Source organism: Ferruginibacter paludis, from assembly GCF_030409685.1.
Lineage (GTDB): Bacteria > Bacteroidota > Bacteroidia > Chitinophagales > Chitinophagaceae > Ferruginibacter > Ferruginibacter paludis.
Window position 1 is genome coordinate 220822 of sequence record NZ_JAUFQJ010000015.1, and the last position, 22769, is coordinate 243590.

General features: G+C 39.9%; 21 protein-coding genes. 15 read left to right on the forward strand and 6 right to left on the reverse strand.

What is annotated here, in order from left to right:
- Positions 1-30: 30 nt before the first annotated feature.
- Entirely contained in the window at positions 31-1227 is a 1197-nt protein-coding gene (gene kbl / locus QWZ08_RS21770; protein ID WP_290339688.1) for a glycine C-acetyltransferase, read from the reverse strand.
- A 483-nt stretch (positions 1228-1710) separates the two neighbouring features.
- Between kbl and QWZ08_RS21775 the strand changes: the two genes are divergently transcribed.
- The 4 genes from QWZ08_RS21775 to QWZ08_RS21790 all read left to right on the forward strand — a co-directional run bounded on the left by QWZ08_RS21775 (position 1711) and on the right by QWZ08_RS21790 (position 4986).
- Positions 1711-2196 carry an RNA polymerase sigma factor gene (locus QWZ08_RS21775; RefSeq protein ID WP_290339689.1) on the forward strand — a complete coding sequence of 162 codons (486 nt, stop codon included), beginning with the start codon at positions 1711-1713 and terminating at the stop codon, positions 2194-2196.
- Between the two features lie 52 nt (positions 2197-2248).
- Positions 2249-3337 carry an anti-sigma factor gene (locus tag QWZ08_RS21780; protein WP_290339690.1) on the forward strand — a complete coding sequence of 363 codons (1089 nt, stop codon included), beginning with the start codon at positions 2249-2251 and terminating at the stop codon, positions 3335-3337.
- Between the two features lie 16 nt (positions 3338-3353).
- On the forward strand, positions 3354-4259 hold the full coding sequence (locus QWZ08_RS21785; protein ID WP_290339691.1) for an outer membrane beta-barrel protein: 906 nt from the start codon (positions 3354-3356) through the stop codon (positions 4257-4259).
- A 148-nt stretch (positions 4260-4407) separates the two neighbouring features.
- On the forward strand, positions 4408-4986 hold the full coding sequence (locus QWZ08_RS21790) for a L,D-transpeptidase family protein (RefSeq protein ID WP_290339692.1): 579 nt from the start codon (positions 4408-4410) through the stop codon (positions 4984-4986).
- A gap of 4 nt (positions 4987-4990) precedes the next feature.
- Here QWZ08_RS21790 and QWZ08_RS21795 read toward each other — a convergent pair whose 3' ends face one another.
- The gene (locus QWZ08_RS21795; protein WP_290339693.1) at positions 4991-6229 is read right to left on the reverse strand and encodes an S-adenosylmethionine:tRNA ribosyltransferase-isomerase; all 1239 of its coding nucleotides are present in this window, start codon (positions 6227-6229) and stop codon (positions 4991-4993) included.
- A 7-nt stretch (positions 6230-6236) separates the two neighbouring features.
- Entirely contained in the window at positions 6237-7175 is a 939-nt protein-coding gene (locus tag QWZ08_RS21800; protein WP_290339694.1) for an alpha/beta hydrolase, read from the reverse strand.
- Positions 7176-7280: 105 nt separating this feature from the next.
- Between QWZ08_RS21800 and QWZ08_RS21805 the strand changes: the two genes are divergently transcribed.
- A complete protein-coding gene (locus tag QWZ08_RS21805; RefSeq protein WP_290339695.1) occupies positions 7281-10214 on the forward strand; it encodes a M16 family metallopeptidase in 2934 nt (977 codons plus the stop codon).
- 66 nt (positions 10215-10280) lie between these two features.
- Complete coding sequence (yiaK, locus tag QWZ08_RS21810; protein ID WP_290339696.1) at positions 10281-11303, forward strand: 3-dehydro-L-gulonate 2-dehydrogenase; 1023 nt, start codon at positions 10281-10283, stop codon at positions 11301-11303.
- 74 nt (positions 11304-11377) lie between these two features.
- On the opposite strand, the gene lptB is transcribed toward yiaK, so the two are convergent.
- Entirely contained in the window at positions 11378-12190 is an 813-nt protein-coding gene (lptB, locus tag QWZ08_RS21815) for an LPS export ABC transporter ATP-binding protein (RefSeq protein ID WP_290339697.1), read from the reverse strand.
- Positions 12191-12307: 117 nt separating this feature from the next.
- Between lptB and metF the strand changes: the two genes are divergently transcribed.
- The 4 genes from metF (at position 12308) to QWZ08_RS21835 (ending at position 16074) form a co-directional block, all read left to right on the forward strand.
- On the forward strand, positions 12308-13261 hold the full coding sequence (metF, locus tag QWZ08_RS21820; protein ID WP_290339698.1) for a methylenetetrahydrofolate reductase [NAD(P)H]: 954 nt from the start codon (positions 12308-12310) through the stop codon (positions 13259-13261).
- Positions 13262-13416: 155 nt separating this feature from the next.
- Positions 13417-13995, forward strand: a complete 579-nt coding sequence (locus QWZ08_RS21825) for an adenylate kinase (RefSeq protein WP_290339699.1) — start codon at positions 13417-13419, stop codon at positions 13993-13995.
- Between the two features lie 558 nt (positions 13996-14553).
- Complete coding sequence (locus QWZ08_RS21830) at positions 14554-15327, forward strand: enoyl-CoA hydratase/isomerase family protein (protein WP_290339700.1); 774 nt, start codon at positions 14554-14556, stop codon at positions 15325-15327.
- A gap of 117 nt (positions 15328-15444) precedes the next feature.
- Entirely contained in the window at positions 15445-16074 is a 630-nt protein-coding gene (locus QWZ08_RS21835) for a DNA-3-methyladenine glycosylase family protein (protein WP_290339701.1), read from the forward strand.
- Positions 16075-16094: 20 nt separating this feature from the next.
- On the opposite strand, the gene QWZ08_RS21840 is transcribed toward QWZ08_RS21835, so the two are convergent.
- Positions 16095-16730, reverse strand: coding sequence for a carbonic anhydrase (locus QWZ08_RS21840; protein ID WP_290339702.1), 636 nt, complete (start codon positions 16728-16730; stop codon positions 16095-16097).
- A gap of 311 nt (positions 16731-17041) precedes the next feature.
- Here QWZ08_RS21840 and QWZ08_RS21845 point away from each other — a divergent pair, with 311 nt between their 5' ends.
- The 3 genes from QWZ08_RS21845 (at position 17042) to QWZ08_RS21855 (ending at position 19816) form a co-directional block, all read left to right on the forward strand.
- Positions 17042-17413, forward strand: a complete 372-nt coding sequence (locus QWZ08_RS21845) for a hypothetical protein (RefSeq protein WP_290339703.1) — start codon at positions 17042-17044, stop codon at positions 17411-17413.
- A gap of 126 nt (positions 17414-17539) precedes the next feature.
- Positions 17540-18193, forward strand: coding sequence for a carbonic anhydrase (locus QWZ08_RS21850; RefSeq protein WP_290339704.1), 654 nt, complete (start codon positions 17540-17542; stop codon positions 18191-18193).
- A 15-nt stretch (positions 18194-18208) separates the two neighbouring features.
- The gene (locus QWZ08_RS21855) at positions 18209-19816 is read left to right on the forward strand and encodes a SulP family inorganic anion transporter (RefSeq protein ID WP_290339705.1); all 1608 of its coding nucleotides are present in this window, start codon (positions 18209-18211) and stop codon (positions 19814-19816) included.
- Positions 19817-19879: 63 nt separating this feature from the next.
- Here the strand turns inward: QWZ08_RS21855 and fabG are convergent, their stop codons facing one another.
- Entirely contained in the window at positions 19880-20635 is a 756-nt protein-coding gene (gene fabG / locus QWZ08_RS21860; RefSeq protein ID WP_290339706.1) for a 3-oxoacyl-[acyl-carrier-protein] reductase, read from the reverse strand.
- A 249-nt stretch (positions 20636-20884) separates the two neighbouring features.
- Between fabG and QWZ08_RS21865 the strand changes: the two genes are divergently transcribed.
- Positions 20885-22126 carry a multidrug effflux MFS transporter gene (locus QWZ08_RS21865; RefSeq protein WP_290339707.1) on the forward strand — a complete coding sequence of 414 codons (1242 nt, stop codon included), beginning with the start codon at positions 20885-20887 and terminating at the stop codon, positions 22124-22126.
- A gap of 210 nt (positions 22127-22336) precedes the next feature.
- The gene (locus QWZ08_RS21870; RefSeq protein ID WP_290339708.1) at positions 22337-22768 is read left to right on the forward strand and encodes a hypothetical protein; all 432 of its coding nucleotides are present in this window, start codon (positions 22337-22339) and stop codon (positions 22766-22768) included.
- The last annotated feature ends 1 nt before the right edge of the window (position 22769 follow it).

Sequence of the window (22769 nt, forward strand, 5' to 3'; positions counted from 1 at the left end):
ATAGATTAATTTCTTTCTCATCAAGAGTGCTTAAAGCGTTGAAGTCAACACGCCCAAAACCTTCCCCACTTTTGTAAACGCTGCAATGGCCTTATCCAGGTGTTCCTGTTCATGAGCCGCACTTAGCTGTACCCTTATCCTGGCTTGGCCTTTGGCTACCACCGGAAAGAAAAATCCAATCACATAAATGCCTTCTTCCAGTAAATGAGCTGCGAAATTTTGAGCAACCACCGCATCGTATAACATGATCGGCACTATAGGGTGCTCGCCTGGTTTAATTTCAAAACCGGCCTCGGCCATTTTACTTCTGAAGTATTTTGTGTTGTAGGCTAATTTATCTCTTAACTCAGTTGTTTCACTCAGCATATCCAGAACTGCAATGGAAGCACCCACAATACTGGGTGCAAGCGTATTGCTAAACAAATAAGGACGGCTACGCTGGCGTAACATTTCAATGATTTCTTTTCTGCCACTGGTGAAACCTCCGCTGGCGCCGCCCAGCGCTTTGCCTAATGTACCGGTAATAATATCCACCCGCCCCATTACGCCACGGTACTCATGTGTACCCCTTCCCGTTTTGCCCAAAAAACCACTGCTGTGGCATTCATCCGTCATCACAATGGCATCATAGCGGTCAGCCAGGTCACAAATTTTATCCAGTTGTGCAATGGTACCGTCCATACTGAAAGAACCATCAGTAACAATAATGCGGCTGCGCAGGTGTGCACTTGCTTTTAACTGTTCTTCCAGACTTTCCATATTGTTGTGTTCGTAACGAAAACGCTGTGCTTTACATAAACGAACGCCATCAATGATGGAGGCATGGTTCAATGCATCGCTGATAATGGCATCTTCTTCACCAAACAAGGGCTCAAAAACGCCGCCATTAGCGTCAAAAGCTGCCGCGTACAAAATGGTATCTTCTGTACCCAAAAAATCTGCAATCTTTTTTTCCAGTTCTTTATGAATGTCTTGCGTACCGCAGATAAACCGTACGCTGCTCATGCCATAGCCGCGGGTATCAATGTATTTCTTGGCGGCTTCCGTTACTTTGGGGTGATCCGACAAACCCAGGTAATTATTGGCACAAAAGTTAAGCACCTTGTTGCCATTTACAACAATTTCTGCACCCTGGGGGCTGGCAATGATGCGTTCTTTTTTTAATAAACCAGCTGTTTCAATTGCTGAGAGTTCGGTTGCTATTCTTTGTACAAATTGTTGGTTCATCTGTTGTCAATTTTCTTATAAATAAAAATTTGCAGTTTGCTACGAGAGTTATGGATTTATACAACCCGGTATTCATCATCTGCAGGACAAATTTAGTGTAAGCCGCCTCTGAATTTACAGCACACTTATAATAAGTTTAACAATTATTACTAAACACTGTAACTTTTTACTTTTATTTTCGTTACACCCCACAAAACAGCCGTTTATGCCACTAAAAAAATCTGCTATGTTACTGATTGCGCTGGCAATAAGCTCAATTTCAGTATTGGTGTACTCAGCAAATACAATAATGCCCGCAACCAAAACAATTAACTGTTGCAAACAGGTCAATCAAAAGGAACTTTTTGTTCCCTGGAACATGGTTGCGCATTCAATGTTGCTATCTAAAGCATAAATATTTTTTTATTTTGTAACTTTTCTTTTAGCGAGCCGTATTTAATTTAACCAATCAACTAAATCAATTAACCCACGCACCAATTGTTTATGACGGAAAGAGAGTATAACCAATGTGTAAATCAGTATGCAGACAATGTGTACCGCTTTATACTGAAAAATCTGGGGCATGAAGCAGATGCGCAGGATGTGGTGCAGGGTGCATTTGAAAAAATGTGGGTTAACAGGCAACAGGTGGAGAATGAGCGGTGTAAAAGTTATTTATTTACGGTGGCCTATCATCAAATGATAGACCATATAAGGAAAAATAAAAGGATCACTTTAAAGGAAGAGTTTAAAGAGGAGGCAAAAGTGACCAACCGCCAGCAACACGATACAAAAAAAGTATTGAATGACGCGTTGAATAAATTAACCGATATACAGAAAAGTTTAGTGATGCTGAAAGATTATGAAGGATATAGTTACCAGGAAATTGGTGAAATAACAGGGTTAAATGAAAGCCAGGTAAAAGTATATTTACACCGGGCACGGTTACTGCTGAGGGAATATATTGTTAATCCGGAAAATGTTATTTAGTATCCGTATTTATAAAGAAGAAAAGTACCGGTGGGGTTAAAAAATTAAAGCAATGAACATTAACCGAAATAATTACGAATCATTTTTTTTACTGTATACAGATAATGAATTGTCTGCTGCGGAAAGAAAAGCCGTTGAGTTATTTGTAAAGGATAATGCAGATCTGAAACAGGAACTGGATATGTTGCAACAAACTGTTGTGCAGCCCGACAAATTTATTTTTTCAGCAAAAAACAGCTTGTTAAAACCAGAAGCTATTTCAGCTGAAACAGAAGAAAGATTATTGCTGTATATCGACGGGGAGTTAAGCGCACCAATGACAAAAGAGCTCAAAGCAGTGGTTAGTGCAGATAATAAAGTAGCCGCCGGATTAAGTGTATTGCTACAAGCAAAATTATCGGCCGATACAACGATTGTTTTTCCTGATAAAAATGTATTGTACAGAAAGGATGATAATAAAGTAATACCATTTGGTTGGTGGAAGCTGGCTGCTGCAGCAGTTTTTATTGGATTCGGTATCTGGGGTATGAAATGGTACGCCAACCAAACAAATGTTGATACAGCAAACCAGGTTGCCAGTACAACAAACCCCCAACCGGCCATTACCCTTTCAGATACTAATGCTAAAAAAACTGTTAAGCAGCATGTAATTGCAGCTACGCAGGCTACATCACCGAAAGAAGAAATCATGCTTAAAAAAGTTAAGCCTGCTAATCAAATTAAGGCCCGGCAGATTATTGTTCATGAAGAGAAAATGTTGGTAAAGGCAATAAAAGAAATTAAACCCAGTAACAATTTACCCAAGCCTTATTTTGAAAATATTAACAACTTAAAAAGTAACCCAAATGATGTTGCCGGCGTAACACCACAAACCCAGAAAAGTAACTTACCTGCAACTAACAGTGAAGGTACCGGTGGAATAAAAAGACAATCCACAGCAGACAATAACGTTTACACTGCTGCATTTTCTGAAACCAATAATGACAAACAAGATCAGTTTGCCTTTTCAGATGACGAACCCAAAAAGTCTAGGATTGGCGGCCTTTTCCGCAAAGCAAAACGTTTACTCGAACGTAACACCAAAATGAAACAAGGCGATAACAATTTAAAAGTCGCCAACCTGGAATTTGCAATTCAATAAATTTAAAAAAGAAACGATGAAGAAGTTATTTACACTAATGGTGCTGGCATTAATATGCACTGCAGCCAATGCCCAAAACGACAGTACAAAAACAGATTCCACCAGGGGGCGAAGCGAAAGAAGTGACACCATCCGAATAGGAAATATTGTAATTATTACAAATGGAGCAAACCACCGAGAGTCTGGCAGTAACACCAGCATTTCCATGGAAAGAAGGCGTCATAAAAAATTATCCAACATCAGTACCAACTGGGGTATTGTTGATTTAGGTTTTGCCAATTATACCGATAAAACAAATTATATCGCAGCCACAGCAGCACAGAATTTGGTAAACGGACCCGGCAGCAGTTTTCCATTGGGTGCCGGTGATTTTAAATTAAGGGCGGCAAAAAGTGTGGATGTTAATTTATGGCTTTTTATGCAGCGGCTCAACCTGATTCAGCATCATGTTAATTTAAAATACGGGTTGGGGCTGGAATTAAATAATTATCGTTTTCGTTCCAATATTTCGTTTAAAGAACCAGGCACTTCTCCTTATTCTTCCAATGTGTCAATACCCAATGCTTACGTGATAAGGGACTCCATTAGTTTTTCTAAAAACAAACTGGCAGCTGACTATATTACTGTTCCGCTGATGCTCAATTTTGCCACTAACCCCGGTGATAATAAAAAAGGCGTTAGTTTAAGTGCAGGTATTAGTGCAGGTTATCTTTACGGACAGCGCAACAAGCAAATCAGTTCACAAAGAGGCAAGCAAAAAAACAAAGGAGATTATGATTTGGAACAATTTAAACTTTCCTATATCGCCGAAATTGGCCTCGGCCCGGTAAGATTATATGGCTCTTACAGCCCAAAATCAATATTTAAAAATCAGCTGGATATGCGGCCTTATACATTAGGAATAAGGTTAAGCAACTGGTAAAAAAATCACTTTATTTTATATTTTGCCATCCGGTTAAACGGGTGGCTTTTTTTTGCGTCTATTTATAAATTTGTTAATGTTCCACAGGTAAATGAAATAATATCAACCGGCATGTCGTTTGACTGTTGTTATCAAATTAAATAATTGTATGAATAAAAAGTGGGTGTTTATTTTCGGTGGTGGATGTACACTTGTTTCGTTGATGGCGTTTATGCCTGTCGCTAAAAATAAAATAACTGCTACCACAAGTCATATAAAAAAACATCGTACTACAGATACCACTGACAACCCTTATTACATAATTATTGATAAAAGTGATTATGAATTAAAAGTATTTGATGAAGATGGCTGGTATGCCACTTATCCTGTTGTTTTTGGTGGCAAAGATTTAGGTGATAAGATGAAAGAAGGAGACAGGAAAACACCCAACGGCAGTTTTAAAATAATCTTAAAAAAGATACATCCCAAATGGGGCCCCGAGCTTTTACTGGATTACCCTACCCCAATCAACTACCAGCGTTTTAATGAACGTAAACAAAAAGGGCTGATACCAAAAACTGCAAAGATTGGTGAAGGTATTGCGATACATGCAACCAGGCCCGAGGAAGAATGGACCATTGATAATTTTTACAACTGGACGGATGGTTGTATTTCTGTAAAGTACACTGAAATGAAAGATCTTTTCAGCTACATTCCGGTAGGTACTAAAGTTACCATTCAACCATAACATCCTAAAATTGATTTATAAAAATCAGGCTGCCATCTCCATAACTTAAAAACCTGAAATTGTTTTGTAACGCATAATCATACATACTTTTCCAGTTGTTACCAATGGCTGCTGCAACCAGCAATAACAGCGTTGATTGCGGTTGATGGAAATTAGTTACCAGTGCTTTTATTATTTTAAATTTATAACCAGGTGCAATCAGTATCTGTGTTTTTGCAACGAGATTTTTATGATTGTTTTTATTCATCCATTGCAATAAAGCTTGCAAAGCTGCTGAAGCTGTTATTGAAACGCCAGCCAGTGGATGTTCGTACACTTCCCATTGCCTAACGCCCAGCTCCTCTGCAGCAATTTCAGGAAATAAGATTGTTTTAACGCCCATCCAGTAAAGGCTTTCCAGCGTCCGCAAAGATGTGGTCCCCACCGCAATAATAGTATTATCAGCATTTTTAATAAGCTCTTTTAGAAGGCCTGCCGTTACGTCCAGCCATTCAGCGTGCATTTCATGCTGTTGCATAGTACCGGCTTTAACGGGTTTAAAAGTACCTGCTCCAACATGAAGTGTTACAAAAGCCGTTTGGATATTCTTTTCTTTCAGTGAAGTAAAAACATGGTCAGTAAAATGAAGACCGGCTGTGGGGGCTGCAACGGAGCCGTCGTGTGCTGCGTAAATAGTTTGGTATCTTTCTGTATCGCTGTTTTCTGCTTTTCTTTTTATATAGGGTGGCAGGGGAATTTCTCCCATGCAGGCGATCACTTCTGCAAAGCTCATACCGGCAGGTTGCCAGCTTAATTCAACGACATAAGCATCGCTTAATTTTTCCACCAGCCTTGCCTGTAGTTCTACTGCTATTACATCAGCGGTAAATTTTTTTACCAATGGCCCCTGCTTCCATTTGCCTGCTCCTCCAATCATGCATTTCCAGCGCACGCTTTCTTTTTTACTCATGATGCTGGTGTAATCCTTATTGGCTTCATAAGGTTCCAGGCAAAAAATTTCGATGATGCCACCAGTTGATTTTTGAAATAAGATCCTGGCCGGAATTACTTTGGTGTTATTAAAAACAAGCAAGCTTTCGGCAGGTAAACAGTCAGCAATATTTTTATAAAGATGCTGCTGCATATTGCCGTTTTTATATACCAGTAATTTGGATGCATCTCTGTCTGCAAGCGGAAAAGCGGCAATTTTTTCTTCGGGAAGCGAGTAGGTATAATCTATAATAGCAATATTTTGCGGATGCATGCGGTAGTTAGTTTTTAAGAAAGTCTTGCACTTCACTCAGCCATTTTGCATTTTCTTTTTCACATAAAGATTCATGGCCTGCATTATCGTATACAACCAACTTTTTGGGGGCAACGATGTTAGCGTAAATCAAATCCGTTTCAGCCTGTGTAACACGCGGATCCTTGCGGCCCCACTGCAGTAAAACCGGGCAGTTTATTTTTTTTACAAACTCGGCTGGTTTCATACCAAAGGCCCAGAAACCATGTTCGGTACCACCCCAAAAAGTAATAAGGGTAGCCAGCGGTTCCGGTGGTAACTGCATCATTTTTATTCTGCCTTCAGCAGCTTGTAAAATGCTGCCAAAGGGCATTTCCAGTATAATCTTGTTTGCCGGCAAATTATAGTCATTGATGGCTTTTGAAACAGCGGCTGCGCCCATGGATATTCCCCATAGCACGATATTTTTCTCTCCCTTGTTTTTTATAAAATCGTAGGCAAGCTGCACATCTTCAGCTTCATAATACCCGATAGTAGTAGTGTTGCCGCCGCTGTTGCCGTGCGCCCTGAAATCCATCAGCAGCGTATTGTATCCCATTTTTCCAAACTCTTCTGATTCCAGCAAAATTCCGGCCTTGGTGCTTCCGTGGCCATGAAATAAAATAACCGTGCCTTTGGCGGTGTCCGTGGTTTTGATCCACCAGCCTTCCAGTTGTATACTGTCTTTTGTATAAAGATATATTGTCTGCGATGCTATTGTGTTTGTGATAGAATCTGGCTTTTTGGCCACATTAATCCCGAACAAAATATCTTCTGTTTTATCCCACCCTGTTTTTTGTTGCTTTACGGCAACATCTGCTGCATTGTAAAAATGAGTAAATTTATAGGCGTGAAACGCAGTAATGATATTAACAAGAATAAATATTGTCAGCAATGTGCGCAGCAATATTTTAATCAGCAGTTTCATTTGCTTTGTGTTTTGGAGGTAAAAATAAGAATGTTTTGAATGGTATTTCTGTATGCGGTTTATAATGTATTTTTAGAATTCACCTTCTATTATTAAATGTTCTTTATGCAAAGCATCAAAAATGTGTTGATTTTATTATTGTTGTTTACGGGCAACACCCTCTTTTCTCAAACTGCTGGTCATGAGTGGAAACAAGCCACCAGCAACGGGTACACTTATAAATACGTAACTGGCGATCCGGCAAAGGCCAGGTTTTACAAACTCAAAAACGGACTTACCGTTATCTTAAGTCCCACCGCAAAAGACCCCAGGATACAGTGTTATATTGCTACAAAAGCAGGCAGTAAAACTGATCCCGCTGATCATACCGGGTTAGCGCATTACCTGGAGCATATGCTCTTTAAAGGCACTGATAAATTCGGTTCGCTGGATTGGGCAAAAGAAAAACCGGAATTGGATAAGATAGACGATTTGTATGAGCAGTACAATCATACAGCAGATACTGCTTTACGCAGAAGTATTTATCATAGCATTGATTCCGTTTCGGGTAAGGCTGCCAGTTTTGCTATAGCCAATGAATACGATAAAATGATGTCGTCCATGGGTGCGCAGGGTACCAATGCCTTTACCTCTTTTGAACAAACCGTGTACACAGATGATGTACCATCCAACGCAGTTGATAAATACCTGGCAGTACAAGGCGAACGTTTTCGCAACCCCCAGTTCAGGATATTTCATACCGAACTGGAAGCAGTATACGAGGAAAAAAACCGCACTTTAGACAATGATGCCAGGAAGGTACGGGAGAAATTATTTTCCGGCTTGTTTAAGAATAACAATTACGGCAGACAGACCACCATCGGAACAATTGAACACTTAAAGAATCCATCACTGCTGGAAATCAGGAAATATTTCAACACTTATTACGTACCTAATAATATGGGTGTAATTATGTCGGGTGATTTTGATGCTGATGCAATGATTAAAAAAATTGATAAGGCTTTTGCGTATATGCAAAATAAACCTGTGCCGCCCTACAGGTTCGATCCGGAGCAACCTATTACGGCGCCCGTGACGGAAGAAGTTGTTGGACCAGATGCTGAGAGTATTTCAATTGGCTACCGTTTGCCGGGCAACAAATCGAAAGATGTGCTGCTGGCAGATTTGGTGGGGCAGATACTTACAAATGGTAAAGCGGGGTTGATGGATTTGAACCTTGTAAAAAAGCAAAAATTATTAAGGGCATCGGCATCCGCGTTTACCCTTATTGATTATGGCGTATTATTTATGCAAGGGACACCAACACAAGGGCAGTCGCTGGAAGATGTGAAAACTTTGATGCTGGGAGAAATTGATAAACTTAAAAAAGGCAATTTTGATGATGGCCTCATTACATCCATCATTAACAACCAAAAGAAAATTAAAATCCTGGCAACAGAATCTTACGATTCAAGGGCGAGCGATTTAATGGATGCATTTACTTCTGAACTGGATTGGAAAGACCAGGTAGCCTACACAGATCAATTATCTAAATTGACTAAAAAAGACATAGTAGCTTTTGCCAACAAATATTTCAAAGATAATTATATCGTGATTTTTAAACGCAAAGGAGAAGATAAAAATATCGTTAAGGTCGACAAGCCAGCCATAACACCGGTTGAAACCAACCGGGATTCACAATCTCCTTTTGTAAAATCGGTTAACAGCATGCCTGCTGCACCGCTAAAACCTGTTTTTCTTGATTACACAAAAGATCTGCAAAAAGGCAAACTGGGACCTGCAGAAGTGTTGTATGTTCAGAATAAAGACAATGCAATTTTCAGGATGCAGTACAGGTTTGATATGGGCACCTGGAACAATAAAAAATTAGGACTGGCAGCACAATACCTGCAATTTTTAGGAACTGGTAAGATGAGTGCGGAAGACATCACGAAAGAATTTTATAAAATTGCGTGTAGTTTTTCTGTTAGCGCGGGCGCTGAATTTACTACAGTAAGTATTGAAGGCCTGCAGGAAAATTTTACCAAAGCCGTAACACTTTTTGAAAGCCTGCTAAAAAAATGCCAGCCGGATGAAACAGCTTTGGCAGCTTTGAAGGCCCGCATTTTAAAATCAAGATCGGATGCCAAGCTGAACAAGGGAGCCATTATGAGTGGGCTTGTTGCATACGCACGCTACGGTGCCACGAATCCATTTAATTACTCTCTGAGCGAAGCAGATTTAAAAAATACCACTTCTGCAGAACTGGTGGATATGCTGCATGATTTAAACAGTTATTCGCACAAAATTATTTATTATGGTCCCCAGTTGCTGGCTCCTTTAACTGCAGGTTTAAAGCAATTGCATGTTATACCGGTTGCATTTAAACCAGCTCCTGAAAAAGTGAAATTTACCAATGCAACACAAACCAAAAACCAGGTGTTGTTTGCAGACTATAACATGGTTCAATCTGAAATTCGGTGGGTACGCAACACCAATACTTACAATGCCGACGAAGAACCGGTGGTTGATATTTTTAATAATTATTTTGGTGGTGGAATGGCCGCCCTGGTATTTCAAACCATTCGTGAATCAAAGGCCCTGGCTTACTCCACTTTTGCATTTTATGCGATTCCAGATAAAAAGGAAGATCCTTTTTATACGCTCGCTTACGTGGGTTGCCAGGCGGATAAATTTAATGAATCAATTGTTGCCATGAATGAGTTGCTGAATGATCTGCCGAATGTGGTAGAGAACATCAAGGTGGCCAAAGCTGGCATTAAAAAAGATATTGAAACAGGTCGTATTACCCAGGATGGAATTATCTATAATTATTTAGCGGCGCAACGCAAAGGGCTCGACTATGATATCCGCAAGAAAACCTATGAGGCTGTTGATGGAATTGGATATGACGAACTGAAAAAATTTCACAGCAGTTATGTTGCCAACAAACCTTACACGTATTGCGTGGTAGCATCTGATAAAAAAGTAAGCGATGCAGATATGTCAAAATATGGCGAAGTAAAAAAACTAAGCCTGGAAGAAATATTCGGCTATTAATAAATTGAATTATTTTAGTAATGGCCGGTAGAAACACCGGCCATTACTTATTTAAAAAACGAATGTATGAAAACAGATACACCGGTATTTATAAGATTACAGCCAATAGCATTAACAACAGAATTTCTACGCATTCTGTTGGCAAACGGATTTACAAAAGAAAAAGCAACCGCATGTGCAGAAGTTTTTACAACCAATAGCATTGACGGCGTGTATTCGCACGGTGTAAACCGATTTCCTAAATTTATTGAGTATGTAAAATCCGGCGGCGTGTTGCCAAATGCTGAACCAGTCAACGTTTCCGGCTTTGGCGGTATTGAGCAATGGAATGGTAACATGGGGCCAGGACCGCTGAATGCATTGCAGGCGACGGAACGAGCCATGTTGCTTGCACGTAAAAATGGCATCGGCTGTGTTGCGCTTGGCAATACCAATCACTGGATGCGGGGCGGCTTGTATGGCTGGAAAGCAGCAAAGGAGGGGTTTGTTTTTATCGGCTGGTCAAATACCATTGCCAATATGCCGGCATGGAATGCAAATGATAACAGGTTAGGCAATAACCCACTGGTGATAGCGATTCCTTATGCAGATGAAGCGATTGTGCTTGACATGGCCATGTCGCAGTATTCTTTCGGCGCAATTGAAATGGCCTTATTAAAAAATGAACAACTGGCGGTAGCCGGAGGATACGATTTGGAAGGTAATGTTACCAATGATCCGCAGGCGATAATGCAATCAAAAAAAGGCTTACCGATGGGATATTGGAAAGGTGCAGGATTATCTCTTTTACTGGATATGCTGGCTGCTTTGTTATCAGCAGGCAATGCGGTAAAGGATATTTCTAAGCAAGAAATGGAAACCGGGCTTTCACAAATTTTTATCGCCATTGATTTAAAAGCCCTGAATAATTTTAAATCAATGGATTTATTGTTGCAGCAAATTGTAGATGACTATCACCAATCAGTTCCTATAGAGTCGGGTAAAAAAATCATTTATCCCGGTGAACGGGTATTAATGACCCGTATAGAAAACCTGGAAAAAGGAATCCCTGTAGCTGAAAAAGTCTGGGAAAAAATAAAGGCGTTATAAAAATTGTTAATCGTCTTTTAAAAAATAGGGCATACGGTAAAATTATCATCAGGCTATTTTAAAATGTACGCAAATTAAAATCCATCCAGTATTTCGGGAATGCCACGTGAAGCATCCATCGTGTTTTCGTTTTTTGCTTCTTCGTGTAAATAGTCCTTTCTTTTTAATTCAAAGTTTTTACCGAGGTACAGTCTTCTTACCTGTTCGTCACCAGCCAGTTCTTCGGCTGTGCCGTGTTTAAATATTTTACCATCAATCAGCAGGTAAGCTCTGTCGCAAATAGACAGCGTTTCATTTACATTATGATCAGTAATCAGGATGCCGATATTCCTGAATTTTAATCGGGCAACTATGGTTTGTATATCTTCTACGGCAATAGGGTCAACACCTGCAAACGGTTCATCCAGTAAAATAAATTTGGGGTCAACCGCCAGCGCCCTTGCTATTTCAGTCCTTCTTCTTTCGCCGCCACTTAACGTATCGCCATTGTTTTTTCTTACCAGCTGCAAACGAAATTCATCCAGCAGTGATTCCAGTTTATCCCGTTGTTCCAGCTTGGTAAGCTTCGTCATTTCCAGCACAGCTTTCAGGTTGTCTTCTACAGTTAACTTTCTGAAAATGCTTGCTTCCTGCGGCAAATAGCCAATACCCATCTTGGCCCTTTTATACATGGGCAGTTTTGTTATGTTGATGTCGTTTAAAAAAACTTCCCCTTCATCCGGTTTAATCAAGCCCACCACCTGGTAAAACGACGTGGTTTTACCTGCCCCGTTAGGGCCCAACAAGCCAACAATTTCACCTTGTTGTACATTGAAGCTTACATTGTCAACAACCGTACGGCTGCCATAAATCTTTACCAGGTTTTTAGTGTAAATAGTTAAACTCAAAATGATCGATTTGCCACAAAAATAATGTAAACCGCTATAAGGGCTACAGGTCATTTATATTTAACAGCAGTTTGTGCTTTATTGCTACTTAACTATGTTTGCAGATATTTAGAGATCATGAAAATTACAGAACACATTGAACAGGCTACCAAAACGCTTGTGTCTTTCGAAATTTTACCGCCGTTAAAGGGTAAAACTATCCAGTCCATCTACAATCACTTAGATCCTTTAATGGAGTTTAAGCCATCGTTTATAAATGTTACCTATCACCGCAGCGAAACTATGTTTAAGAAAAAGGCTGACGGTACCTTTGAAAAGGTAGAAGTGCGCAAGAGGCCCGGTACCGTAGCCATTTGTGCGGCTTTAAAAAATCATTACAACATTGATACCGTGCCACACTTAATTTGCGGCGGTTTTAGTAAAAGAGATACAGAAGATGCCCTGATTGACCTAAACTTTTTAGGTATAGATAATGTATTGGTGTTAAGAGGTGATGCGGCTAAAAACGAAGCTAATTTTGAACCCGAACCAGATGGGAATGCTTATGCAGTAGACCTTTTAAGGCAGGTTGTCAATTTAAAGAACGGAATTTACCAGGAAGAAGACATTAAAAATGGTGGCAAGCCTGATTTTTGTATCGGCACCGCAGGGTATCCGGAAAAACACTTTGAGGCACCTAATTTAGAAACCGACCTGATGCATTTGAAAGAAAAAGTTGATGCCGGCGCGGACTATATTATGACGCAAATGTTTTTTAATAACCAAAAATTTTTTGATTTTGTGCAGAATTGCAGGGATATGGGCATTCATGTACCTATCATACCAGGTCTTAAACCCATTACCAATAAAAAGCAGCTGAGTATTTTACCAAAAGTATTTCACGTAGATATACCAACCGTATTATCCAATGCCATTACAGCGGCCAAAACGGATGAAGAGGTTGAAAAGATCGGTACTGAATGGCTTATACAACAATCGAAAGAACTAAAGCAATCTGGTGTACCGGTGTTGCATTATTATACATTAGGCAAGCCGAAAGTGATTTATAATGTAGTGAAAGAATTAGTATAGCAGCGATCGGGCGTTTCTGATGCAGGTTATTCATTGATAATCTTAAATGCTATTTGTACAATTATTGATGATTTTCAACAGTTAATTTAAAATGTTAAACAGTTTTTAAACATCCTATATTATATTTGTCATTCACGCAAGCTTCGTAGATACATATGTTCAATCTTATACTATTTGGTCCTCCCGGAAGTGGAAAGGGTACTCAAAGTGAAAAACTAATTGCCAGGTACGGTTTAAAACATCTCAGCACAGGAGATTTATTAAGGGGAGAAATAAGCCAGCAAACACCACTTGGTATGGAAGCCAAAAAAATAATGGATAAAGGTCAGCTGGTGCCGGATGAAGTAGTAATAGGAATGATCAGTTCTGCGCTCGACAATAACCCGCAGTCAAAAGGATTTTTATTTGATGGGTTTCCCCGCACCGACAAACAGGCAGAAGCGCTCGACAAATTACTGGATCTTAAAAAGACGTCGATTGCAGTGATGCTGGCGCTTGAAGTTAGCGAAGAAGAATTGGTGAAACGCCTTGTAAAAAGAGGAGAGACAAGTGGAAGAAGTGACGATAATAACGAAACGGTAATAAGGGCAAGAATTGCCGAATACAACAGTAAAACCGCTGCTGTGGCTGATTATTACAGGAGATTTAATAAAGTAGTATTGATAAAAGGAGAAGGAGGAGTAGAACACATTTTTGAAGTATTGTGTACTGAAATTGATTCGAGGTTAGATTAGTTAAGTGTTAATAGGCAATAGTGAATAGTTAATTATTTGCTATTCACAGATCGGGCCGCTATTTTTATTCTTTACATAGCGCCAGTTGTAGATTATTTATTTCATTAAATCTATTTTAATAATACAAAAAAAGCAAGCTGTATGGCTTGCTTTTTTTGTTATCCTTAATTACAATAAAATGGTTTGTAGTACAAGCAAGAGCTTACATTTTTCTGACCAGATCAGGAAACGATCAAAGACCAGCCGTAAATTATTTCAGCACATTACTATTGCTTGAAACTGTGTTTCGTCTTTTGTAATGCTGGCGATGCAATTTGTATAAGCCTGAAATTTATTATTTCAAATTTACATTATCCAAACCGCTTTTGGTCGTAGATTTATATCCGAAACGATTAATACCATCATTACAACCGGGCAATTATATCAGCATATTTGTTTGCCCGTGTCACCACAATCTCCTGCGAAATAGCTGCCGTAAGTGCAATGAAGACATAATTGTGATTGGCAATAATATTGATGATAATCAGTAGTTAAAACTGACAACCTAAAAAAAAATCCATGTTACAGGAACTAAAAGAGGGGTATGTACAAACAGAAACCCACCAAGGCATTACAACAATTGAATTTTTTCATGCCAAAGGAAATTCTTTACCCAATAAAAATGTAGAAGCCCTGGCGAAAGAAATTCATTTTGCAGGATCGCATGCTGAAACAAAAGTGATTGTTTTAAAAAGTGGTGGGGATAAATCTTTTTGTGCGGGGGCAAGTTTTGATGAACTGGCCGACATGAAAACAGAAGCTGAAGCAACCCAGTTTTTCATGGGCTTTGCAAACGTAATTAACGCCATTCGAAAAAGCAGCAAATTTGTAATTGGCCGCATACATGGAAAATGTGTGGGCGGGGGCGTAGGGATAACCGCAGCGGTGGATTACGCCATTGCTACCGCACATGCAGACATAAAATTAAGTGAGCTGGAAATGGGCATGGGACCTTTTGTAATAGGTCCTGCAGTTGAACGTAAAATCGGAACAGCCGCATTCAGCGCCCTTTCCATAGATGCCACCATGTGGCGTAACAGTGACTGGGCAAAAAGAAAGGGCATGTTTGCAGAAGTGCATGAAACTGTAGAAAATATGGATGAATCTATTTTTCGGCTTGCCAATCACCTTTCGCATAATAGCCCGGACGCCATGGCGGAAATGAAAAAAATGTTATGGCACGGAACGGAACACTGGGATGAGCTGTTAAGAGAAAGGGCCGCCATTAGTGGTAAACTGGCCCTGGGATCTTTTACCAAAAAAGCCATCGAAAAATTCAGAGCAAAAGTGTAGACTTGCTTTGTTCCCGTACTTTTTTCAGGAAATGGAAATATCAATTGTTTAATTTTTACAATCATAAATCAGCCTTGGTCAGCGAGTGCTGATTTTTTTTATTGCCTTTATAGTAGAATGGAATCTTTTTCTGATGAGAATTTTATATCCCTTTGTGATCAGCTGGCGTCACTTGATCAGGACCTGAACCTGGTTATTCAGCAACATGGTTATCCTCCATTATGGACGAGGGCTGCCAGTTTTGAAACGCTTATACACATCATTTTAGAACAACAGGTTTCGCTGGCAAGCGCATTGGCGGCATTAAAAAAAATTAAAGAAAAAATTGTTGATATAACACCGGAAAATCTGCTGGCATTATCAGATGCGGAACTAAAAGCCTGTTATTTCAGCAGGCAAAAAATTGTGTATTGCCGGCATCTGGCAAGTGAATTCATAAGGGGTGAACTTAACCTGGATCAGTTGCAATCGCTCGGCAATGATGCAGTAAAATCAATACTTACAAAGATAAAAGGGATTGGAAACTGGAGTACCGATGTTTACCTGATGATGGTGTTGCACCGCTGCGATATATTTCCGTTAGGTGATATTGCCTTGCTGACAAGTGTAAAAGAAGTAAAGAATTTATCAACGGAAACAGGCAAAGAAACCATTGCATTGATTGCAGAAAAATGGAAGCCTTATCAATCCATTGCCGCTTATATTTTATGGCATGCCTATCTCTGTAAAAGAAACCGGCAAGGTTAACATTACTGCCGCTTTAACTTTTAAAGATCATTGTATTTGTAAAGCGGATCAATTTCAGCATTTGCTTTCATTTCAAAAACAGGGTTAATCAATCCATCTTTTAATCCATATACCCAACCATGTAAATCCGGGCTGTTGCGCTCCTTCCAGGCTTTTTGAATAATGGATGTTTTGGCTAAACGCTGCACCTGTTCAATCACACTTAATTCTGTAAGCCTGTCTGTACGCAAATTTTCATCTGCTATATCGTTCAGTTCTTCCTTATTGTGCCGGTAAACGTCTTTTATATTTCGCAGCCACATATTTAATACCTGGCTATAATTATTATTGCTCATAGCAGCTTTTACACCACCGCAACCATAATGACCGCAAACAATAACATGTTTTACTTTTAAATGCACCACCGCGAAATCCAGTACGCTTAATAAGTTTACATCGGTATGTATAACCAGGTTGGCAATATTGCGATGCACAAAAATTTCACCCGGTTGTGTACCCGTGATTTCATTTGCCGGCACCCTGCTGTCGCTGCAGCCAATCCATAAAAACTCGGGTGTTTGCAGTTCAGACAGTCGTTTAAAAAAATCGGGATCAACAGCCACTTTTCCTTTTGCCCACGCTTTATTTTCATTCAATAATACTTCGTATGTTTTCATGTTAATGCCTTTACACAAAAATAGCAGTTAATCATTTTAAAAATGCAGCGGAGTGTAGTATGGTTTTCGGGATGCGAAAATTTATATAGTAAACGCGTAAAACTGATGTGATAAAACAAATAAAGCAAGAACAGATACATGACGATGTAAACGCAAAAAATGTTAGAAACATAGTACCAGACAGCATTTCAGAATATACTATTGTTGTTCTTAATCACGCAACAAAAATTTACCTCAAACGTTAAAATATGCAGCCCATAGAAAAACGGTTTGGTTGCAACAGACTAAATTGTTAATTTGCGGCTGATAAAATGAAGAGTAAAAAGTCATATACACTATTTAAAAAAGCGACCGCCATCTTTTTGATGATGACATTGCTATGGCTTACGGTAAGCACTCCATTTGTTTTATCTGTTCAGCAAAAACTGGCCAAACAACAAAAAGCTTTTTCTATTAATTCCTCCGCAAGCGATAACCAAAATGAAAACAGCGATGAAAATGGAAGTAATTCCGTGGAAGAAAAAACGCCGGTAAGCAGCAATTTATCAGAAGAGTTTTTGCATGCACATCATGCTACCCATATTTTTTTCACCGTTGTTTCCCTGTACCATAAGCTCGAAAATGCCGGTACCTATATCGCCTTTCATGGCGAACTCCTCGTTCCTCCACCCAATGTGGCATAATTCTATTCTTTATTTAATTAACTGAGCCAGGCTTATTACTGGCTATTCCTGATTATTTATTTTAACCAATTATTCATCGTGGTACTGTTACCGTTATACGGTAACTGCCACCTAATATTTATATACATGAGAAAGCATTCACAAGAATTCTTAGACAATCTTACGCCCAGCCAGGCTTACGAATTATTGCTGGAAGGCAATGAAAGATTTATCGGTAATCTTAACAATGATCACGACCACCTGGAGCTGATCAATCAAACCAGGGAAGGCCAGTACCCGTTCGCAGTGATATTAAGCTGCATGGACTCCCGTACATCTGTAGAGTTAATATTTGACCAGGGTCTCGGAGATCTTTTTAGCATAAGGGTGGCAGGCAATATCGTAAATAATGATATACTGGCCAGTATTGAATATGCCGTAAAATATGTAGGTTCAAAAGTATTGATGGTGCTGGGGCATACGGAATGCGGTGCTATTAAAAGTGCCAAGCAAAACGTAACAGACGGCCATATTACCGGCCTGTTAAAAAGAATCCAACCTTCCATCAGCAAATCGCTGTTATATGACGATAGTTATTTGTTCAGTGATAAAGTGGCTTATGCCAATGTAGAAAACAGCCTGGAAGAAATACTGAACCAAAGTGAGATTGTAAAAGATATGTTTAAAAAGGGAGAGATTGGCCTTATCGGCGGCGTGTACAATGTAGACAATGGCAAAGTTGATTTCTTTAAAAATCTTACTAAAAAACAACAGGAAGAAAAACTATTTGCTCACGTTTAAAACTGATTACATCAAATGCAACTCAATACAAAAAATTTCAAAACAGATTTGCCATCCGGGTTGGTGGTATTCCTGGTGGCGTTGCCGCTGTGCCTGGGTATTGCACTGGCATCGGGGGCTCCATTTTTTAGTGGTATTATTTCGGGTATTACAGGCGGTATTGTCATAGGCCTTTTGAGCAACTCCCAGTTAAGTGTAAGCGGACCGGCCGCAGGCCTGGCGGCGCTGGTATTGGGTGCCATTACAACCATCGGCGATTTCAGGCTTTTTTTATGTGCCGTATTAATCGCAGGCATTTTGCAGGTGCTGATGGGCATTGGGAAAATGGGGGGTATTGCCAATTATATTCCTTCGAGTGTTATTAAGGGCATGCTTACCAGCATCGGGATATTAATTGTCGCCAAGCAGATACCCCATGCTTTTGGATACGATAAAGACGAAAAAGGAAATATCACCGAGTTGTTGCCTTACGGAAGTGAAAACATGCATGAGTTTTTGCAGCCCTTACAACACATAGAAGTAGGGGTAACGCTTATCTGTGTCATTTCAATTATCATTATGTTGGTGTGGGAAAGACCAGCCATCAAAAAAAGACTGCCCTTTATACCCGGTGCATTGGTGGCGGTAATTGCGGCTATTTTAATTAATCAACTATGGATTAGCACCGGCAGTGTGCTGGCTGTACAAAATGAACACCTGGTGCAAATAAAAGCAGCCTCCTCACCGGCAGAGTTTCTTGGCTTCTTTACCTTCCCGGATTTCTCAGGTTTCTTTAACAGCAAAATTATTGTATATGGTTTTGCTATTGCCATCATCGCTTCGCTGGAAACATTGTTAAGCATTGAAGCAATCGACAACCTTGACCCGGAGCGGCGTGTGACCAATACCAACAGGGAATTGATGGCACAGGGAATCGGTAACGCTGTAGCAGGTTTAATAGGAGGCTTACCCATTACCAGTGTAATTGTGAGAAGTAGCGCCAACGTAAATGCCGGAGCAAAAAGTAAAATGTCTTCGGTATTTCATGGTTTGTTGTTGCTGGTAAGCGTTATACTAATTCCTTCTCTTTTAAATAAAATTCCATTGTCGGCCCTGGCGGCAATTTTATTGCTGACTGGTTATAAATTGGCAAAGCCTGCAGTGTTTACGCAAACCATTAAAAACGGAAGGTTTCAATACATACCTTTTTTGGTAACGGTAATTGTTATCATTGCAATAGATCTGTTTGGTTTAGTGCCGGCAGTAAGTGGAAAGGGATTACTGATTGGTGTAATAGCCGGCATCGTTGCCGCCTTTGGAGCTATCCTGCATGGCAACCTTAAAAATTCTTATTTCTTTCACAAAGAAAAACACCATGAAGGCGACCAGATAAAAATTCATTTGTCAGAGGAAGTGTCGTTTTTAAATAAAGCCGCCATCAGGGAAACGCTTGACCAGTTACCAAAAAACGCAACGGTAACCATTGACGCCAGTAATACCACCTATATCGATTTTGATGTGCTGGAACTGATAAAAGAATTCAGGGATATTAAGGCGCCAATAAAAAATATCAGCAGCAAGCTGGTGGGTTTTAAAGAAAAATACCAGATAGAAAATGAACTCAATGTGCAGTCTGTTCACTAACGCAAAAATAAAAAGAGGCTGTATAAAACGATGATACAGCCTCTTTCATTCCGGCAATCCGGATTAAATATTTAATCCGCCACAGGCGCTGATGGTTTGCCCCGTTACATAACTGCTTAAATCACTTGCTAAAAACAAGGTAACGTTGGCAATATCTTCTGTAGTAGCAAAGCGTCCTAAAGGAATGCCCGCTTTATATTTATCCGCAGCAGCGCCATCCTGTAAATAACTGGTCATATCAGTTTCAACAAAACCCGGGGCAATGGCATTACAGCGGATATTGCGGCTGCCCAATTCTTTGGCAATGCTTTTTGTAAAGCCAATAACACCGGCTTTGCTGGCGGCATAGCTGCTTTGACCGGCGTTACCCATTTCGCCAATCACGCTGCTCATATTAATAATGCTGCCGCTCTTTGCTTTCATCATCGGGCGTATCACCTGCTTGGTCATGTTGAAAACACTTTTCAGATTAGTCTGCATCACATCATCCCATTGGTCCGGCGTCATGCGCAGTAACAAATTATCTTTTGATATACCGGCGTTGTTTACGCAAATATGAATTTGTCCAAATTCTTTCAAAACATCATTTACAAAAATTTCGCAGGCTGCATAGTCACCAGCATTGGTTTGGTAAGCTTTTGCTTTTACACCCAAAGCTCCCAGCTTTGCTTCCAGTGATTTCGCTCTTTCCGTGCTGCTATCGCTTACATAAGTAAATGCAACAGACGCTCCCTGTTCTGCAAACTTAATTGCAATGCCCTCGCCAATACCGCGTGCTGCGCCGGTAATGATCGCTACTTTTCCCGCTAATAATTTCATATAAATCTTTTAAGTTGGCAACAAAAGTAAATAAATCAATCATTACAACCTTAACCACACTGAAATTGCAGAGGCAGTAAATTATTCAACCAAGCTTTAACCTGAGGACATAACGTCTTCAACATCTCATAATAATCTGAATGAACCTAATAGCGATGTTAAACGTAGCCAACTAAGCATGTACAAAAAATAAAACCAGCATTCTGCTAAACTAAAAATATTTTTGCTGATCAATACTCCATCTGCAACATGCATTTAAAAAACAGAACTACTATTATCTTGATACTTGGCTTCCTGTCAGCCATTGCACCTTTTTCAATTGACATGTACCTGCCGGGTTTCCCGGCCATTGCAAAGGACCTGCACACTTCCATCGAAAATGTAGCCTATTCGTTGTCCAGTTTTTTTATTGGAGTCTGTATCGGCCAGGTGCTGTGCGGACCGTTGCTTGACCGGTACGGGAGAAAAATGCCTTTATATACCGGGATGATTTTGTATATCCTGGCTACAATCGGCTGTGTATTTACCACATCGGTAGAAGTATTGATTGCATTGCGTTTTTTGCAGGCAATTGGTGGCTGTGTCAGCATGGTAGCACCCAGGGCCATTATCAGGGATTTGTTCCCGGTGGAAGAAAGCGCAAAAATATTTTCTTACATGATTTTAATTTTGGGCGTATCACCCATTATTGCACCTACAGCCGGAAGTTATATCATCACCCATTTTGGCTGGCATGCTATTTTTATCATCTTAACTATTTTGGCTGTGCTGCTTGTTGCGGCCATTGCGATGGGCCTGCCGGAAAGTAAACAGCCAGATCCGACTTATTCGCTTAAGCCACAGGTAATTCTTTCAAGCTTTCGCATTGTACTATGGCAGCCGCAATTTTTTATATACGCAGTTACGGGTGCTATTTCTTCTGCCGGCTTATTTGCTTACCTGGCCGGTTCACCTTATGTATTTATGAAATTTTTTGGCACAACTGAACAGCAATACGGTGGTATTTTTGCTTTAATTGCTACCGGATTAATTACCTGCAGCCAGCTTAATAACCGCCTGTTAAAAAAATACACTAGTCAGTCTATTGTAAAAATTACGCTTGGTATACAAACCATTGCCGGGATATTGCTTTTTGTAGCAGCGACTTTTAATTGGTTGAATGTGTACAGTACCATTGTATTAATTTTTGTATACCTCAGCTGCCAGGGATTCAATTTCCCCAACGCTTCCGCCTTATCGATGGCGCCCTTTTCAAAACATGCGGGCAGTGCATCGGCATTAATGGGCGCCATACAAATGGGTATGGGTGCATTGGCATCTGCCGCCGTGGGAATGTTTACACCACACAATGTAATGCCGCTGGCAGGTGTCATGGCCTTTTGTGTTGCAAGTGCATGGTTGCTGCTTTTTTTCAGCACCCGAAAAGTAGCTTTTACTGTAAAGGCAGAAGATGTAGAGGAACAGACTTTGGATATGATTGAAAAGTATTAGGGGTGTTTTGTAACAACCTTTTCATAAACAATTATTTACTAAACCATACTAGCACTAAATCATCCCGCCGATGTTTTTTTGCACAATATTCATTTCATGCTGCATTTTATAAAGAGAAGTTTACCAAACAGAAGCATTATTGGCAGTCTTTGCCTGTTATTATTTTTTACATGTTGCAACAAAAATGGGTTCAGTCAGCAACAAAAAAAAATGAATAGTATTTATGGAGGCTATATTTCTGAAGTGCCGGAGCCATCTATCAATTACGACCATGTTTTCAGCTATGGAAAGGTATTTACCAAAAGCTACCGCATTGGTCTATCCATTTATAATGATTACCTGGCCCTGCCACTTGGCGTGCAGTTTTTTACGGGGAAGGAAGCCCATCATTTTGAAATGAGTCTCACTGTACAGCCTTATGTAGAAAAGTACAATCAATTGTTTGCCGGCAATAATCTATCAGATAAAAAAATGAATATTATGACGGGTGTCGGATACCGGTATCAACAGAGCACTGCCGGTTTTTTTGGGAAAATAATAATTGGTCCGATGCTGTTACTGGATCCTGCATCGGATAATTTCTGGAGAATGGAACCAAGCATAAAAGGCGGTATCAGCATTGGAGCTGGTTATAGTTTTTAAT

Coding starts and splice junctions, on each gene's coding strand:
- QWZ08_RS21835 (WP_290339701.1), top strand. CDS start 15,445: ATGGAATCTTTTTCTGATGAGAATTTTATATCCCTTTGTGATCAGCTG.
- QWZ08_RS21865 (WP_290339707.1), top strand. CDS start 20,885: ATGCATTTAAAAAACAGAACTACTATTATCTTGATACTTGGCTTCCTG.
- QWZ08_RS21775 (WP_290339689.1), top strand. CDS start 1,711: ATGACGGAAAGAGAGTATAACCAATGTGTAAATCAGTATGCAGACAAT.
- QWZ08_RS21805 (WP_290339695.1), top strand. CDS start 7,281: ATGCAAAGCATCAAAAATGTGTTGATTTTATTATTGTTGTTTACGGGC.
- QWZ08_RS21825 (WP_290339699.1), top strand. CDS start 13,417: ATGTTCAATCTTATACTATTTGGTCCTCCCGGAAGTGGAAAGGGTACT.
- QWZ08_RS21800 (WP_290339694.1), bottom strand. CDS start 7,175: ATGAAACTGCTGATTAAAATATTGCTGCGCACATTGCTGACAATATTT.
- kbl (WP_290339688.1), bottom strand. CDS start 1,227: ATGAACCAACAATTTGTACAAAGAATAGCAACCGAACTCTCAGCAATT.
- QWZ08_RS21840 (WP_290339702.1), bottom strand. CDS start 16,730: ATGAAAACATACGAAGTATTATTGAATGAAAATAAAGCGTGGGCAAAA.
- QWZ08_RS21790 (WP_290339692.1), top strand. CDS start 4,408: ATGAATAAAAAGTGGGTGTTTATTTTCGGTGGTGGATGTACACTTGTT.
- QWZ08_RS21850 (WP_290339704.1), top strand. CDS start 17,540: ATGAGAAAGCATTCACAAGAATTCTTAGACAATCTTACGCCCAGCCAG.
- QWZ08_RS21830 (WP_290339700.1), top strand. CDS start 14,554: ATGTTACAGGAACTAAAAGAGGGGTATGTACAAACAGAAACCCACCAA.
- QWZ08_RS21845 (WP_290339703.1), top strand. CDS start 17,042: ATGAAGAGTAAAAAGTCATATACACTATTTAAAAAAGCGACCGCCATC.
- fabG (WP_290339706.1), bottom strand. CDS start 20,635: ATGAAATTATTAGCGGGAAAAGTAGCGATCATTACCGGCGCAGCACGC.
- metF (WP_290339698.1), top strand. CDS start 12,308: ATGAAAATTACAGAACACATTGAACAGGCTACCAAAACGCTTGTGTCT.
- QWZ08_RS21795 (WP_290339693.1), bottom strand. CDS start 6,229: ATGCATCCGCAAAATATTGCTATTATAGATTATACCTACTCGCTTCCC.
- QWZ08_RS21855 (WP_290339705.1), top strand. CDS start 18,209: ATGCAACTCAATACAAAAAATTTCAAAACAGATTTGCCATCCGGGTTG.
- QWZ08_RS21870 (WP_290339708.1), top strand. CDS start 22,337: ATGAATAGTATTTATGGAGGCTATATTTCTGAAGTGCCGGAGCCATCT.
- QWZ08_RS21785 (WP_290339691.1), top strand. CDS start 3,354: ATGAAGAAGTTATTTACACTAATGGTGCTGGCATTAATATGCACTGCA.
- QWZ08_RS21780 (WP_290339690.1), top strand. CDS start 2,249: ATGAACATTAACCGAAATAATTACGAATCATTTTTTTTACTGTATACA.
- yiaK (WP_290339696.1), top strand. CDS start 10,281: ATGAAAACAGATACACCGGTATTTATAAGATTACAGCCAATAGCATTA.